We start from the raw sequence: 16163 nt of genomic DNA, 5'->3' as shown, positions 1-16163 counted from the left end.
AGGCCGTGTCTGCTCCTTCCATGTTCAAGGTCCGGGATCTTCTGCGACTCTCATCTGTACCGCTGATTGGCCCTCACAAGATCAGGGCGCTTGTGTCCCATTTCGGAGACCCTGCATCCGTCTTGAGAGCGACTCCGCGCGATCTCATTCGTGTGCCCGGGATTCAACGGAAGATTGCGTCGACCATTGTGCACCACGAAGAGGGTGAGAAGTTCGCCGATGAGCAACTCCGGCGCCTGAACAGAATCGGCGGTCGCATCGTGACGATTTGGGATCCGGAATATCCTGATCTCTTGAAGAAGACGTACGACCCTCCCGCATTGCTCTACGTGCTCGGACATTTCAGATCAACCGACAAGCACGCAATCGCACTCGTAGGCACCCGCCGCCCTTCGCAGTACGGACAGATGGTCGCCGAACTGTTTTCACGATTTCTCGCAGAACTTGGACTTACCGTTGTCAGCGGACTAGCCAGAGGTATTGACACTATAGCGCATTCTACGACACTTCAGTCCGGCGGCCGCACCATCGCAATCATCGGGTCCGGACTCGACGTCCCGTATCCACCAGAGAACAGGAAGCTCCTCGATGCAATCGCTCAGCAGGGTGCGGTGGTATCGGAATTCCCGATGGGAGCAAAACCCGACGCAACGAATTTCCCTCGCCGCAACCGGATCATCAGCGGGCTCTCGCTCGGTACTGTCGTCGTCGAGTCGGGTGAAGAGGGTGGCGCAATGATCACTGCTTCCACAGCCCTCGACCAGAACCGGGAGGTTTTTGCCGTGCCGGGAAACATCACCGACAAGCGAAGCGGCGGGCCGAACAAGTTGATAAGGGAAGGCAGGGCGAAGCTGGTGCAGCGCGTGGAGGACATACTGGAGGAACTGGGTCCTCAGGTGAGACATCTCATGAGAACCGAGCGTGTAACCGAGCCGCCAGTCGAATTGACGCTGTTCGAGAAGAACATCATGAACGTCCTAAACGATCAACCTCTTCAAATCGACACTATCGCGGAACTCGCTGAGACATCCACGGCCGATGCGCTTGTGAATCTCCTCTCTCTCGAATTCAAAAACCTCGTGCGACAGCTCCCCGGGAAGATGTTTGTTCGTCTCTGACTGCAACCGATACCGGTCGGTTCTAGCGGGACCACCAGTACGTGAATTTCAACATGAAAATGTTGTCAGGCCGCGCGCTCCAAAGCCTGGTAAACGAGCGGTTGAATTGGAATTCTCCGAAGTTTTCGTTATCGGACCTGCTTTGCGTCCAGACAAGATACAAAGCAGAACCGGGTCGATATTCCCACCTCAACACCGCATTGCCACGCAATGATTCATAATTGAAATCAGGATTGTCGAGAGTTTTCGGTAACGAAGGCCCAACGCCGTCGGCGTCCACCTCGTATCCCGTGATTCCACCGCCCAGATCTGTCTGAGGTCTTAGTGTGGATCCGTCTCTGCCAAAATACCCAAAATCGAATGTTCGGGGGTGACTTAGTTGCTTGAGATTCCGGTATGCTCCGGAGGATATAAGCGGTTGCATGAATACCTGCAGGCTCAAATCGGGAGAGAATGTCCAATTCAGCCGAATGTTAGCCGAGACCGTCTTCTGATCCATTTCGGCGAACACGTAACGGCTTCCATACGTAGCCGTCGCCGTGGGATCGGCATATGATCCCACCCATTGGGCCTGGTTGAGATTACGATTGAAACCTGGACCTATCGTAAGCGCGATATTCGGTGCGGGTTTGTATTCGAGATCGATCTCGGTCTGAAACTGCTCCCCTCCTCCCCCGATGTAGCAGAATCCGAACGCGCTGACCACGATCTTCTTCCTGCCATCTGACGAGAAATTGAGATCGACTTCCCAACCGGTCGGGTTCAACATCACCGGCCCGCCCCGGGTACTCCTTGTATCCATCGTATACGGGTTATATGCATACGTGACTCCGACCTGATAGAAATTCGGAAATTCGATTCTGGTCGTCCCAAAGTAGCCCTGCCATACCTTGTTCCCGCCGAAATCATTGCTTTCGAATGCTGCAAGACTCAGGCGCAGATTGTTATAGTATTCCGTTCTGTCTGTCCATTTGTAACCAACCACCAGGTGATAGTTGATGACATCCGTTCTCCAGATGAATCCCAGGTCGTCAACATCGAACCCGGGGCTGATGAGCCCCACGGCGGAATTAAGCTGCCACGCCCCTTTCTGTTTGTTCAATGTCACCCGGCCTGCGTATCCGCTCATGTTTGTGGCAGTGGTGTCCAGCGAGAGCTCACTCAGGCCGGGCCGTTGAAAATAGTGCCGTGAACCCTTCTGAACTGCGGTTATGCGCGATTTCGTCCCATTGACATTCGAGAATGCGCCCCATCCTGTGAGAACGTAGGTTTTGTCCGAATCAAGAAATTGCCAGCCGTCCACGCCGATCGCGAGCGCATTCGCGTTGATGTCGTCCTTGAGACGATCGTCCGAGAAAAATCTATTCGTGTACGTCGTGATGAACCCAATCCCTTGTTTGCCGTCGTCGAAGTCCTTCTGGATCCGACCAACCCCGTAATATGTCAGCGGCTCGATCTCAACATTCCGTTTCACGCCGTTTTCCTGAAGCTCGGCGTACTCACGAGCTGTGCCCGCGTGGATCATTCCAATATTCCAATCACCTGCCACCTTCCCAGTGAGCTTTGCAGCTCCAAGTATGTGCGTCCCAAGCGGCAAATCGATATAGTCGTGCGAGGGGAGACTTCCCTGGGGAGGGCGACCGATCCTTCTGGTGTAGAAGAAATTCGGATTTCCCCAGTTGAAGCCCCAGAAGTTGTTCGACCCCCCCTGGCCAAATTGAAATACATTCGCGCCTTCGATGAAGAACGGGCGCTTCTCATCATAAAAGGTCTCGACATCGCTGAGATTGACGACGGCGGGATCGACTTCGACCTGACCAAAATCGGGGTTGACGGTTCCGTTGAGCATCAAGTCACTGCCAAGCGCCACCTTGAAATCTGCCCCCAATCCAGGCGAGTACTTCGATCCGTTGTTAAACGGGTCACCGTATGCATGCTGGGAGAATTCAGCGCGAGAGGTCAGATACGGCAGGATTTCCAGGTCGCGCGGTGGATCTATGTTTTCGATGCCATCGACGTCGATGAAGCGCGACACGAACCCGCTCCCCTTCTGCGGGGTATAGACCACAAAATCCGACTCGTTGGCCCGTCCCACGAACCTGCTGAAATTGACGGCCCACACATATTTTTCTGCCTGGTGAAACCGAAGCTGTGAAAACGGAATGCGCATTTCAGCCGTCCACCCCTGGCTGTCGATCCTGGCCCTCCCTTCCCAAACCCCATCCCAAGAATTGTCGTCCCAATCATCGTTATAGAGAGTCCCGTCGCGCAAGGTGCCTGCGGCGCTCAACGCGAAGAAGAAGCCGCTCCTCCGATCATGGTAGGGATCGATACTGAATGTGAACCAATCGGCTGTGACCTCGGCGTCGCGGCGCCCGAGAATTTGGATGATGGAATCCGGAGAGGAATCATGCATGCGGGCCGCGACGTACAGCGCCTCACCGTCATACGCCAGCCACACTTCGGTTTTTTGTGAAGGGGGAGCCGCTTCGTTCGGCAGTTTCTGCGTGAAAGTCGTAAAGCCCGGGCGCTGCCAAACCTGTTCTGAGATGATGCCGTCTATCGTCATCGTTTCCCGAACCCGATCCGCGGTGATCTTCGGGAGGGGTGTTGAAGTCTGAGATTGCAGACAGGCGAAACCACCAACGAGGCACATCACCACGCGTATCCACCGTGTGCACATGTGAAGCCCTCCTCCAAGAATTCCCGTGAGTGTCAGACTCTAGTAAGACCTGTGCTCTGTGGAAAAGGTTGCATGGTGGGATGAACGAGAAGGGAGCTGACGAACGACGCTAACAACCCATAGACAACTTCACCGTCTCACTGGACCACGAACGTCAGCGCTATCCGAGCGGCCGAAACGCAATGTCGGCCGGCATCGAAGCCTATTTCCGGACGATTGCGATCAATGCGTCGAGTGCCCGGGGATCCTTCGATTGTCCCAGACACTGAATTGCCTGCTTGCGAATACGGAGATTGGGATGCGTGTTTGCGATTATTATCACCCGATCGGCTCCTTCCGGTGTCCGGATCTGCGCAAGTGCGTAGAGAGCCTGCCGCTGCACATCTATCTCCTCATCGTCGGCAATGATGGATTCGAACGTCGCGACAGCTTTGAGGGACGCTTTTTGGCCCAGCCAGAATGCAGCCTTGGCCCGGACCTTCATGTCCTTCGCTCCGCGTGCGAGAGCGATCAAAGATTCCACTGATTCCTCTGAGGAAAGCTGACTCAGAGCGAAAACAGACTGTTCCCTCACTTTTGCTGAACGGTCATCCTGCGCAGCGTCCGTGAGCACGCGCAGGCACTCGGGTCGATTTTGCTGCCCGATCCAGAAAGCGGCCTGAGAACGGACATTGTCTGTCTGTTCGCCCCTGAGGACAGTGACAAGGAATGAAAATGATTCTCTCGAATTCTGGTGAATGCCGATCGCCGTCAGCAGATCTTTCCTCAGATCGACCGACGATTGCCGGCCAAAGAACTCAATGAGGAGGGCGACACTCTGATCATCGTCTGCTCCTCCGAGCCAGAGCAGAGGTTCGTTTCTCAGATCGGCATGGAGTTCCATGTCTGAGACGTTGAGTTTCTTCAGTGATCCATCATCGCCGAGGTTTCCAGATATTCGCGCAAGGATTGCCACCTCCTTGAGGACCTTGACGAGTTCGTTCCTCTCGACTCCTCCCCACATCCTGTCCCCGGCACCATGCCGGGAAGTGTCACCGGCGACAACATCATTGAGGCTGCATGTGCCATCCATATCGCCGGAATAGAGACTGCCAGAACTTAGATACGAGCCTTCATGCATCAGGCGTTTGATAGAGTACCCAATCCAGTATTCCTTTCCGCCAATCAAACGCGCACACTCGCTTGAAGCCCACCGCAGCCGCTCACCCAGAGAACGATGCGCGTCGGGGCATCGGACCACGCTCTGCCCTTCCAACCCGGAGGCGAGGAACACCAGAGCCGACAAGAGAGACAAGAACGAACGGGTTCGCATGGGATTAGTCTTTCGTTTTCCCTTCAAGGATCTTGAGCAAAGCCTCTTGCGCTTTCTTGGTGCCGATGTTGCTGAGCGCACTTACCGCCGCGGTACGCGCCTTCTTGGCGGCATCGTTTCGGGCAATTTCCAGCAACACGTCGACCGCTTCATCATTCTTCGCGTTGCCGAGGACATAGACTGCCGCAATTCTCAAATCGGGGTCTTTCTCATCCTTCACGAACTGACCCAGGGTCTTGGCGGCCGATGACTTGTTCGTATTCGCGAATTGATACAGAGCGGCCTTTTTGACCTCGAGCGATCGAGCCTTGCGCAGAACTTCGAGATAGAAACTCGCGTCCGAGTCACTCGAGCCCTCGCGAGCATTTCCAACGGAATAGATTGCCATGCGGGCGACATTATCATCCTGATCCGAGAGTGCGATTGTTTTCAGAAACTCGCGTGCCTCAGTCCCACCGTTGTTTCCGAGAGCCTGAACCGCAGCTTCCTTAATCTTCGAGTCTTTCGCAGACGTGACGATGTATTTCAATGCCTCAAAGGAAGCCGGGGAGTGAATATTACCAAGAGCGTACGTCGCCGTCCTTTTCATGTCGTTGTCTGACTCATTCACCGCGATGTCTTTCAGCACCGAGACTGCCGACGCATCCCCCCTATTGCTGATGGATTGGAGGGCGGCCTTTTTTACTTCCGTTGATTTTGCCTCCTTGAGCAGCGATTGCAACGCCTTCGTCGACTCATCGCTATGAACGTTGGAGATGGCAATTGCTGCTGTGCGGGCGATCTTCTCGTTCGGGTCAGTCCTCGCGACCTCTGCGAGATACGGTACGAGGTCATCGTCACCGACGTTTGCCAGAGCATAAAGCGCAGTTGTCCGGATTTCAGTGTCTGCCTGCGATTTGGCAATTTTCTTCAGCGAGGATGACGCTTCACTCTTCTTTGTATTGCCAAGAGCATACACCGCATTCTTCCGAACGGTCATGCTCGGATCGTTGACAGCGATATCAGCGAGTTTCGGCACAACCTGCGGTGCGTCGTAGCTGCCAAGGACGTAAACGATCTTCTCGCGCATCTTCTCGCTTTTTGACCGATCATAGAGGCCGATGATCACCGGCAGGGATTTCTCATCCGCGCTGCTCCTGAGTGCATACAGTGCCGTCAGTTTCACGTCTTCATCGTCTCCTTGCTGCAGAGTCTGGACAATCGCTGCATATTCGCCCTTCCCCTGCTTCGCGAGTTCAGAGCCAAGCCGGATCATGTTCGTCCTGGCATCGTCAGCCCACCTGCTGTGAGGATATGATTTGACATATTCCTGATATTTCTTGAAGGCCTCTTCATTCGATGTCCCGGATTTCTCCTGGGTATAGCATCTCCAATAGCGAGCAGCATCGGCATTCGAGCTATTCCTGTATGAGCCGATGAAATTGTCCAACGCCTTCTGGGCTTCCACCCACTTCTTATCCAGCACCAAATCATACGCCTTCTGGTATGCTTTCGAAGCTGCGCCGGATTCCTGTCCCGCAACTGTGGCGGCATCCTGCCCATAGTAGCCCACTCCGGCGATCGTTGGACTCAGGTTGGATAACTCATACCGCACCGACCCGATCTCAGCCGCCGCTTGAGCCAACGCCACTGGTGGCATTTCGAATCCTGCGATGGTGAGAGAGTGTTCCGCATCGTAATACAACCGGCCTGGAACCTGCGCAAGCTCGAATTCCAGCTGGCCGAGAGTCGTACCAATCGATCCCAATGCAACCGGAAGCTCACTCAGGCTGGACGAGAGCCCCCCGAGCGTCACTGCCGCCGCCGCGGCATCCTGCGCTGCAGCGTTCGGCGCAGCTACCGCCGACGGTGTCTTTGATGGCTTTGTGATTGAAACGCCGTGCTGTGCGAATGCATGCTGGCCCATCGATATCCCCAGCGCCGCAAGCACAAGAGCAGAAAACAAGTTGATGCTCCAGAAATGTTCCCGATCGTTCTTCATGTTCATACTCCCTTCAAATAATCGACTTCGTCTTGTTTTCAATTCCCTTGCCTGGTGAGGACCGAGTTACCCTCTCTATCTCCTCAAGGTTTATCTTAAAGAGAACGCCGTTTCGCTCGACGCCCCCTTGTACAATCTCAACTCCCTGGGCTCCATGATTAGACTCAATGTTGGCGATCTGGACAAGAATGAGGCCCAGATCCGAGACAAGCTCCCGCAGACGCTGCTGGGACGGATCGGTGAGCTCCGAGGAAATCTCATGAGATTCGCGGACGAGCGTCCTGGAAATCTCGCGCTCGCGTTTCAGGAGTGACTTCGATTCTACCAAAGATTTTGTATCTGTGTTCATGATCCCGATCAGGATGATCTTTGACTGCTCGAGATAGTCTGCAGTGCGCGCTTCAAGGGAGGTCTTTTCGACGTTCACACCCAGCCCGTTCGGTGTATGACCGGCAGAGTCCGAGGCGATCTGGTCGGGTACCGGGGCCTTGATCCAAAGACTCCAGACCGCGAACGCAAGGACAATCAAGGACAACGCCGATGCAAATCCGAAACTGAATGGCTTCCGGTTTTCCACGAGTACGTTCATGAGTCGTCCCACAAACGATTGCGGCTCGTCTTCCGCCGCCGCCATTTGAATCCGTCGGTCGACCTTCTGGGCAAACTGCTGCCAGTACAACTCACTACGCTGCCCGCTTGGCCGCCGTACCTTTTCGATGAGGAGACCCATCGTTTCGCGCATCGCCTGGAGTTCGCCGGCACACGACGCGCACGATTTCACGTGCGCTTCACAGGCCTTTGCGTCTTCGGCAGACAGCTCACCGTTGAGGTACCCGTACAAATTGTTCTTGATTGTCCGATGTGTTTTCATGATCCGTCGTCCTTCAGATGCTCCAACTTCATCCGCATTTTCCTTAGTCCCCTGTGAAGATGAGTCTTCACGGTCCCTTCCGAGCATTTCAACATGTCACTGACTTGTTTCGTCGAGAACCCGTCGATGTGCCGGAGCATCACGACAGCCCGCTGGAGCGTCGGAAGCTCGTGCAGAGCGCGTTCGATCATCATGCTCTGTTCACCTTGATCGGTTCCCTGGCCGGCTGACATCCCACTCAGATCTGATTCCTCCATTGGTACAAACCGGGCAGTGGATCGCTTTTTTTGTTTCAGCCTGTCAAGCGCGCTGTTTGTCGTGATGCGGTACAACCAAGTGCTGAAACCAGATTCCTGCCGGAAGCTCCCGAGAGCGTGGTATGCTTTCACAAACGCTTCCTGTGCAACGTCCTCTGCGTCATCATGGTCGTTGACGAACCCATATGCGAGATCATAGACACGTCGCATGTGCAATTCGACCAGTTCTCGAAATGCATCGTGGCTTCCTTCCTGCACAGCCAGTATCAGTTGCCGCTCCCGGTCAGGGGGCATTCGGAAGCCTTCCATTTGATGTTCAAAGATTAGACGACGCCACCGGCAATGCGGTTGACATCATCGTGTAGAACCACCGTGTTTATTTCAACCAACCTACTTCAGATGTAACCAATAGTCAAACAAAAACCCCCGGTCCAATGGGCCGGGGGTCTGCGGTTGACAACACATCGAGAATGACTTACTTATGGAGTTTCCGGATGGAAATGTCGGAATTTACCGTCTTGAGCGTAATGAGTTCCCCACCACCATTAAGCTTGTACGTTGCCCTGATTTCGCGCTCGTCCTGGTCCTGCTCGTTCGTATCAGCCTTGAAATCAGATCGCACCTTGTAGTCGCCTTTGCTGCTTCCCCACCGTCCTTCGATCCGGATTGTTGCTTCGATTGTGGCTTTTGCGTCCTCTGGGATGGAGAGTGTAATCTGTCCCCCGGCGGATGACAGCTTGCTCCGACCTTTTCCGCTTGGCCGGAGTTCCGCATCAACGTCTCCGCCGGCAGTGGCGGCTTCGATCGACCCGGAAATATTCTGAAGAGAAATATCACCGCCGGAAGTATTGGTCTTCACGGTCCCACTCGCGCTTTCCAGGTGAATATTGCCACCCGAGGTGCTCAGTGTTGCATTTCCCGTCACTTTGCGAACACGCACATCGCCGCCTGAGGTCGAAACTCTCGCCTCTCCCCCAACATCCCCAATCTCTATATCTCCACCAGACGTGTGTGCTTTCAACGATTTCCCTACGCCCTTGACAACAATATCACCGCCTGAAGTCGATATGTTGGCTTCTCCTCCGACGACGCCCATCTCAATATTGCCTCCGGAAGTCTTCAGGACGACGTCTCCCTGAATATCTCCGGTTCTCATGTCACCGCCTGACGTCGACAACTCAACTCTGCCCCCTTTGACGTCTTCGAGCTTCACGTCACCGCCTGACGTGCCACCAGAGATTCTCCCACTCATTGTCCCCTTCACAGCGATATCTCCGCCAGACGTGTGAAGATCCGCATTATACTGTGATGGAACTGTGATTTCGAACCGCAGATGGCCGCTATTCCATCCGCCCCAGCTCTTGCGATTTCGGAATTCCACCCGAACATCGTTCCCGCTCTGATTCATCTTCAAGCGATCAAGGTCTTCCTCATTGATTCCGTCCACTTTCACGAAGACCTCGTTCTTGTCCCACACGTTGATTTTGATGTCACCTCCGTCCACGGAGACCTCGAGCGTCCCGCCTTTGCCAACTGTGAACGACTTGGAGCGCGAATCATCTTCGACGAACCCGCTGAACGCGAGCAGCATCGGAACTGCAACCAAAATGGTCGCGATCATATACCTGGCATGTTTTTTCATTGCTGGTTTGCCTCCTCGTAGATGTTTTTCGCACGGATGCGAATGTAGTTGTTGTTATCAGACTGCATGCTCTGCTTCAGACCATTGAGGACGTCCTGATCAATATTCTTACTGCCCAGCATTGGCTTTTCCAGAAAGTTGATGACGTCGATACGCATGCTCGGGTTTGATTCATTTTTCAGAACGAAGAGCAGCGCGTCCTTGATTTCCCTATCAGTCTGGAATCTCTGAACAGCCTTGAGAGCTTCTCTTCGAACACCGACGTTTTCGTCTGCTTTCATCGCCTGGATCAAGGCGCTCTTGATCTCCTTGTCGGGTGTTTTTGTCGACTCGACCTGATTGGCCAGAGCACTCACCGTGAGCAATCGCGCACCTGGGTTCTGATCACTCATGAGGGCTTGGGCCATGACTCGCTGCATTGCGTTGTCATTCGAATTGCCCTTCATGCGGACAGGCGTCACCATGTCGAAACTCACCTCAACTTCAGATGTCTCTGCCGTTTGCTGAATGATCCGAAAATTCGAAACCCGCGTTTGGCTCTGCTGGATGGACGCCTGGCGGAGACCCGGCATCATTCCTCGTGCACTTCCTTCATCTGATGGCATGAAGACAAGATACCCGATGGCAACACCGAGGACGAGTGCGGCCACTCCCCCAAACGCAAGGCGAAGACCCGGGGAAGAAAACACGTCGAGCTTCTCCAGCCATTCGGATAGAGAAGAATGCCTCGTTCGTTCAAGACGCAGCGCGACTCTCAGATCTCGGCGCGCTTCATCAAGCAACACGTCGTTCACCTCGAAGCGAGGAGCCTTTGCGAGCACCGACTCCAGCTTACCGAAATCCACGGCCTCAGCCCGGCACTCCGCACAGGACGCGAGATGCTCGTTCAGGACCACCTGTTCTTCGTCGCCGAGTTCATGGTAGAATGAGAGATGAAGCAATTCTATGTACTGATCATGTTTCATAGCGTGTCCTTCGTGTTCACCATGTGCGACCTATATCAAATCCTGCAGTGACGAGCGAATCTTCTTTGTGGCTGCGAACAAATACCGCTTGACCGTTCCTTCTGCAAGCCCCATCATCTCGGCGATCTCGCGGATCTTGTAGCCATCGTAAAACTTGAGCGTGAAGACCATTTTCTGCTTCGAAGAGAGTCGGTCAATTGCCTTTGAAATGTGCAATGCCGTATCTGCCCGTTCCACCTGCCGGTCCGTTGTTCTCGACTCGGCAATCGCTTCAGCTATTCCTGCGGCGTGTTCATCATCAGGTTCATGACTCAGCGACGTGTGAACGTGGCGCTTACGTCTTGACCTGTGCGTCAGACAAACATTCGTCGTAATGCGAAACAGCCAGGTTGAAAACTGACTCTTGAGCTGAAACTTCGGAAGCGAGCGATAGACCCTCATGAATACTTCCTGATAGATGTCCTTCGCATCTTCCGAGCTCTGGACGTAGCGCGCTGCGATCGTCAGAACCTGCCTGTCATACCGGAAGACGAGTTCCTCAAATGCCCCCGTATCCCCACGCTTTGCCCGTTGAACCAGGTCCAGATCAATCATCTCATCCGTCGTGTTCGTTTTTGATGTCGTTGACATAGGATTAGATCTCGCAATTTCCAGAAGGTTGTAGCAGTAACTTGGGAGAATTCGAAGGCATTTTCAAGTTCAGCGGGGGCCGCTCCCTATGGTTTTTTAAGAAAATAGATGATACTATACGGCAGGTGCTCCAGAATATGGCAATGTTGGACGAGTTTCTCATCGACGCTGCGATACCCAAAACCCTTTTCGTATGCGATTTGGATCGCTGCAAAGGGGCCTGTTGCACGATGCCCGGTCAAAGGGGGGCGCCCCTTCTTGACCAAGAGGTGGTGGAAATTGAGAATGCATACCCGATTGTGAAGAAGTATCTCACTTTTCGCCACAAAGACACCATTGACGAGCGGGGATTGATCCAGGGTCGCAAAGGAGACCATTCGACTCAAGTAGTTGACCGAAAAGCCTGTGTTTTTGCGTTTTTTGAAGATCAAGTCGCGAAATGCTCATTTGAAAAAGCGTTCCAAAATGACGAAATCTCCTGGCGCAAACCGATCTCGTGCCATCTTTTCCCGATTCGCGTAGCTCCCGGCTTGCCAACCAAGCTCCGGTTCGAGGAACTTGCAGAATGCCGGCCAGCACTCGAGCGAGGAGCTTCGGAGCATGTTTCACTCGTGGAGTTCGTCCGCGAATCATTGACGCGAGCCTTCGGAAAAGATTGGTATAAAGAATTCGCTTCGCATTGCAGAGACAAACGAGAAAAAGAAAACCATCAGTAGCTTGTGAGCTAACGCTTTAACGTATGATCAATCTCTCTCAACAGATGCGGCTGGGGCTGAAGCTCACGCCGCAACAAGTCCAATACCTGAAGCTGCTCCAGCTCCCGACAATGGCGCTCGAGCAACGCATCAAGACCGAACTGGAAGTGAATCCGCTCCTCGAGACAGTCGAGGAAATGGATCAAGTGGAAGAACAGTCAGAGCCCGAAGAAACTCCTGATGATTCCGCTCAGGCGGAGAAGGAAGAAAAAGAAGAAAAAGTCGAGAACAAGGAAGATGATTCCTACTCTCTCGAAGACTACATCAACGATGAATCTGCCGGGTATAAGAGCCCCGAAGCCTACAAGTCGCAGGACGAAGACGAAGAATACGAACGCCCCATCGCGTCGAGCGTTCCGATGTCCGAGCGGCTCCTGAGCCAGTTCCGCCTCCAATGCGAGGATGACACGGAGTTTCTGATCGCCGAAGAGATTATCGGCAATGTGGACGAAGATGGATACCTCCGTCGCGAGCTGGCACTGATTGTCCAGGACCTCAACCTCACATTTGGTCTCGAGATCACCCTTCAACAGGCGGAAGAGGTCCTCAAACGTTTGCAGGTTCTTGATCCTCCGGGGATCGCCGCCCGAACACTTCAAGAGTGCCTGATCGCTCAAATGAAGACGATCAAGTGCGATCCTTATATCAAGGAGTTATCACTCAAGATACTGCAAGTGCATTTTGATGATCTGAAACTCAAGAGATTTGACAATCTCGGCAATAGTCTCAAGGTCGGGATGGAGACCCTCAAGAAGGTCATCGAGCTGATCCAGCACCTAAATCCAAAACCAGGGGAAGGCGAGTTCTCGGCGCAGGAGAACTACATCACGCCGGACTTTATCGTCGAGAATGACGATGGCGATTTTATCATCTCACTTCACGACCGCAACCTCCCTGCCCTTCGCATTAACAAAGCATACAGAGACCTCGTTGCCCCGAAAGGGAAAAAAGCCTCGAAGGAGGCAAAGGATTTCATCAAGCAGAAATTCGAAGCAGCAAAATGGTTTATTGCCTCGATTCACCAACGACGCGAAACGCTCTTGAAGGTCATGCGGGCAATCGTGGCCCGGCAGCGCCATTGGTTCGAACACGGAGAAGTCCTGAAGCCGATGATATACAAGGACATAGCAGAGGTTGTCGGCGTCGATATCTCCACGATCAGCCGCGTCGTCAACAGCAAATATGTGCAGACCGAGTTTGGTGTACACTCTCTGAAACAGTTTTTCACGTCCGGCCTCGAGACCGATTCGGGAGAGGACGTGTCCAACCAAACGATCAAACTTCGGATCAAGGACATTATCGCAGCGGAAGACACCAAGAAACCTCTGAATGACGACAAAATCGCGGCGATGGTGGGAGGCGAAGGAGTCAAAATCGCCCGCCGTACTGTCGCGAAATACCGCGAGCAATTGGGCATTCCCATAGCGCGCCTGCGCAAGAAAATCTAGATCCTACCGGAAAGAAGTTCCTATGATAGAACAACTCCACGCAACGACGATACTCGGGGTGCGAAAGGATGGCCGTGTCGCCCTCGGAGGCGACGGTCAGGTGACGCTCGGATCAACCGTGATGAAGCAGAACGCGAACAAGATCCGCAAATTGCATCAGGGGAACGTCCTGGTGGGGTTTGCTGGCGCCGCTGCAGATGCTTTCAGCCTTCTCGACCGATTTGAAGAGAAGCTGGAGCAGCACCAGGGTCAACTTGTCCGGGCCGCGGTCGAGCTTGCGAAACTCTGGCGAACCGACAAATACCTGCGCCAGTTGGAGGCCCTGCTTGCTGCAATGGACAAGTCGCACTCACTTGTCATTTCCGGGACGGGAGAAGTCATCGAACCCGACGACGGGATTGTGGCCATCGGATCCGGGGGAGCGTACGCGCTGGCTGCTTCCCGAATGCTGCTCAAACACACGCAGATGAGCGCGAAGGAAGTTGTGAGCGAGTCGCTCCAGGCGGCCTCGCAAATCTGCATTTACACAAATGGCAATCTTACCATAGAAGAGCTCTAGCATGTCCGGATCAAAGAAGAAACCTCCTGTAGACAACGGTCGCGAGCTTACACCGCGCGAGATCGTCAAGGAGCTCGACGAGTACATCATCGGTCAACAGAACGCGAAGAAATCCGTTGCCATCGCTCTCCGTAACCGCTGGCGCCGACTGCAGGCACCCGAGCATCTCCGGGAAGAAATCATGCCGAACAACATCATCCTGATCGGCCCCACGGGCGTCGGTAAGACAGAAATTGCCAGACGTCTGGCAAAGCTCGCGAATGCGCCCTTCATCAAAGTCGAAGCATCGAAATTCACTGAAGTCGGCTACGTCGGCAGAGACGTGGAATCGATGATCCGTGACCTGACGGAAATCGCGGTGAACATGGTCAAGGCCGAGAAGACGGCCGAGGTTCAGACGAAAGCCCTCACACTTGCCGAAGAACGCATCCTCGACGAACTGCTTCCCCCCATCCGCCGGCCGGAAGGATCATCGCAGGAAGGGCATGATGCAGCCGCGGACGATGAGAGTCGAAAAACCCGCGAGAAATTCCGTGAAAAACTAAAGGCCGGCGATTTCGACCACCGGACCATCGACATCGATGTTCCTACGTCTCAGGTTCCTCTCATGCAGGTCATGGGCCCGATGAGCCTCGAAGACATGGGAATCAACGTACAGGACATGTTCGGGAATTTATTTCCGAAAAAGAACAAACAGCGTAAGCTGAGCGTTGCCGAGGCGAAGCTCCTGCTCACACAGGAGGAAGCCCAGAAGCTCATCGACATGGAAAAGGCAACGAGAGAGGCACTGCAGCGTGTTGAGAATTCCGGCATCGTGTTCATCGACGAAATTGACAAAATCGCTAGCAGCCGGGGACAGACATCCGGTCCGGATGTGTCGCGAGAAGGAGTTCAGCGCGACCTCCTTCCTATTGTGGAGGGTTCCAGCGTTACGACCAAGCACGGGATGGTGAAGACGGACCACATTCTCTTCATCGCATCAGGGGCGTTTCACGTGGCCAAGCCTTCCGACCTCATCCCCGAACTCCAGGGCCGCTTCCCGATTCGCGTAGAACTTCAGAGTCTGACTGAAGAAGATTTCGTGAAAATTCTGACGCTGCCAAACAACGCCCTTCTCAAGCAGTATGCGGCGCTGCTTCAGACCGAAGGTATAACGCTTGAATTCGAGGACGAAGCGGTGAAAGAAATTGCGAGGGTTGCTTTTGAGGTGAACGAACAAGTTGAGAATATCGGTGCGCGGCGCCTCCACACAATCCTTACTACCCTACTCGAGGAGCCCCTGTTCGATGCCCCTGACGCAATCACATCGACGACGATCAGTGTGACGAAGAATCTTGTCGTCGAAAAGCTGAGCTCAATTGTCAAGAACAGGGATCTCAGCCGTTACATTTTGTGAACCAGCAGTCCTCCTGTGAGCCCGCTAGTTCACCTTCTCTTCTTTGCCGGGTGGCTGGAATCCGAACAACGGAGCGCCCGCTGCCTCCCCCACCAGCTTGATCTCTCCGAACTTCTTCTCATAGTTCTCAATATTGCTCTTGATGGCGGAGAGAAGCATCTTCATGTGTTGAGGCGTCATGACGATGCGGGCATGGACTTTCGCTTTTGGAATACCCGGCAGGACGCGTGTGAAATCGATGACGAATTCCGCCGGCGAATGCGTGATGATAGCCAGGTTGGAATAGATTCCTTCCGCTTCCTTCTCGCCGAGTTCGATATTGATTTGCTGCGGCTGGTTCTGGTCGTTCATGGTCATCCCTTCTGCGCCACGTGATGAAAGAAAAGCCCATCGGCGAAACGGAGTTTCGAGCCGATGGGCATAAAGAGTGTACTAGAAAACCCGACTCACCACGGTAGGTTTACTTCGCGGCCTTCCGGATCTTTTCTGCCTGATCGAACGCCTTCATCGCTTTGTCTTGCTGTCCGAGACGTGCATAGACCGTTC

At 53.8% G+C, this 16163-nt stretch carries 13 protein-coding genes; 4 read left to right on the top strand and 9 right to left on the bottom strand.

The window, feature by feature from the left end:
- The first annotated feature begins 20 nt into the window (after positions 1-20).
- Positions 21-1118, top strand: a complete 1098-nt coding sequence (gene dprA, locus NTU47_06935) for a DNA-processing protein DprA (protein ID MCX6133531.1) — start codon at positions 21-23, stop codon at positions 1116-1118.
- A gap of 22 nt (positions 1119-1140) precedes the next feature.
- On the opposite strand, the gene NTU47_06930 is transcribed toward dprA, so the two are convergent.
- The 8 genes from NTU47_06930 to NTU47_06895 all read right to left on the bottom strand — a co-directional run bounded on the left by NTU47_06930 (position 1141) and on the right by NTU47_06895 (position 11459).
- Positions 1141-3801 (bottom strand): DUF5916 domain-containing protein, encoded by a 2661-nt coding sequence (locus NTU47_06930; protein MCX6133530.1) that lies wholly within the window; start codon positions 3799-3801, stop codon positions 1141-1143.
- A gap of 202 nt (positions 3802-4003) precedes the next feature.
- Positions 4004-5113 (bottom strand): HEAT repeat domain-containing protein, encoded by a 1110-nt coding sequence (locus tag NTU47_06925; protein MCX6133529.1) that lies wholly within the window; start codon positions 5111-5113, stop codon positions 4004-4006.
- A gap of 4 nt (positions 5114-5117) precedes the next feature.
- Positions 5118-7094: a HEAT repeat domain-containing protein gene (locus NTU47_06920; GenBank protein ID MCX6133528.1), complete on the bottom strand. Its 1977-nt coding sequence runs from the start codon at positions 7092-7094 to the stop codon at positions 5118-5120.
- A 13-nt stretch (positions 7095-7107) separates the two neighbouring features.
- Positions 7108-7965, bottom strand: a complete 858-nt coding sequence (locus tag NTU47_06915; GenBank protein ID MCX6133527.1) for a zf-HC2 domain-containing protein — start codon at positions 7963-7965, stop codon at positions 7108-7110.
- A complete protein-coding gene (locus tag NTU47_06910; GenBank protein MCX6133526.1) occupies positions 7962-8516 on the bottom strand; it encodes an RNA polymerase sigma factor in 555 nt (184 codons plus the stop codon). The genes NTU47_06915 and NTU47_06910 overlap by 4 nt, the downstream gene beginning before the upstream one ends.
- A gap of 181 nt (positions 8517-8697) precedes the next feature.
- Positions 8698-9864 carry a DUF4097 family beta strand repeat-containing protein gene (locus tag NTU47_06905; protein MCX6133525.1) on the bottom strand — a complete coding sequence of 389 codons (1167 nt, stop codon included), beginning with the start codon at positions 9862-9864 and terminating at the stop codon, positions 8698-8700.
- Complete coding sequence (locus NTU47_06900) at positions 9861-10829, bottom strand: HEAT repeat domain-containing protein (GenBank protein ID MCX6133524.1); 969 nt, start codon at positions 10827-10829, stop codon at positions 9861-9863. Before NTU47_06900 ends, NTU47_06905 begins: the two co-directional genes overlap by 4 nt.
- 30 nt (positions 10830-10859) lie before the next feature.
- Complete coding sequence (locus tag NTU47_06895; GenBank protein MCX6133523.1) at positions 10860-11459, bottom strand: RNA polymerase sigma factor; 600 nt, start codon at positions 11457-11459, stop codon at positions 10860-10862.
- A 739-nt stretch (positions 11460-12198) separates the two neighbouring features.
- Between NTU47_06895 and rpoN the strand changes: the two genes are divergently transcribed.
- Genes rpoN through hslU form a run of 3 tightly spaced genes read left to right on the top strand, consistent with a single transcriptional unit; the run spans position 12199 to position 15617 of the window.
- On the top strand, positions 12199-13662 hold the full coding sequence (gene rpoN, locus NTU47_06890; GenBank protein ID MCX6133522.1) for an RNA polymerase factor sigma-54: 1464 nt from the start codon (positions 12199-12201) through the stop codon (positions 13660-13662).
- 22 nt (positions 13663-13684) lie between these two features.
- On the top strand, positions 13685-14221 hold the full coding sequence (gene hslV, locus NTU47_06885; protein MCX6133521.1) for an ATP-dependent protease subunit HslV: 537 nt from the start codon (positions 13685-13687) through the stop codon (positions 14219-14221).
- 1 nt (position 14222) lies between these two features.
- On the top strand, positions 14223-15617 hold the full coding sequence (gene hslU / locus NTU47_06880) for an ATP-dependent protease ATPase subunit HslU (protein ID MCX6133520.1): 1395 nt from the start codon (positions 14223-14225) through the stop codon (positions 15615-15617).
- 24 nt (positions 15618-15641) lie between these two features.
- On the opposite strand, the gene NTU47_06875 is transcribed toward hslU, so the two are convergent.
- Positions 15642-15968, bottom strand: coding sequence for a DUF3467 domain-containing protein (locus NTU47_06875; protein MCX6133519.1), 327 nt, complete (start codon positions 15966-15968; stop codon positions 15642-15644).
- Positions 15969-16163 lie beyond the last annotated feature (195 nt).

This window comes from Ignavibacteriales bacterium (genome assembly GCA_026390595.1).
In the GTDB taxonomy this organism is placed as follows: domain Bacteria; phylum Bacteroidota; class Ignavibacteria; order UBA10030; family UBA10030; genus UBA9647.
Note: the sequence above shows the minus strand (reverse complement) of the source record. Positions and strands in the feature narration are given on the sequence as shown.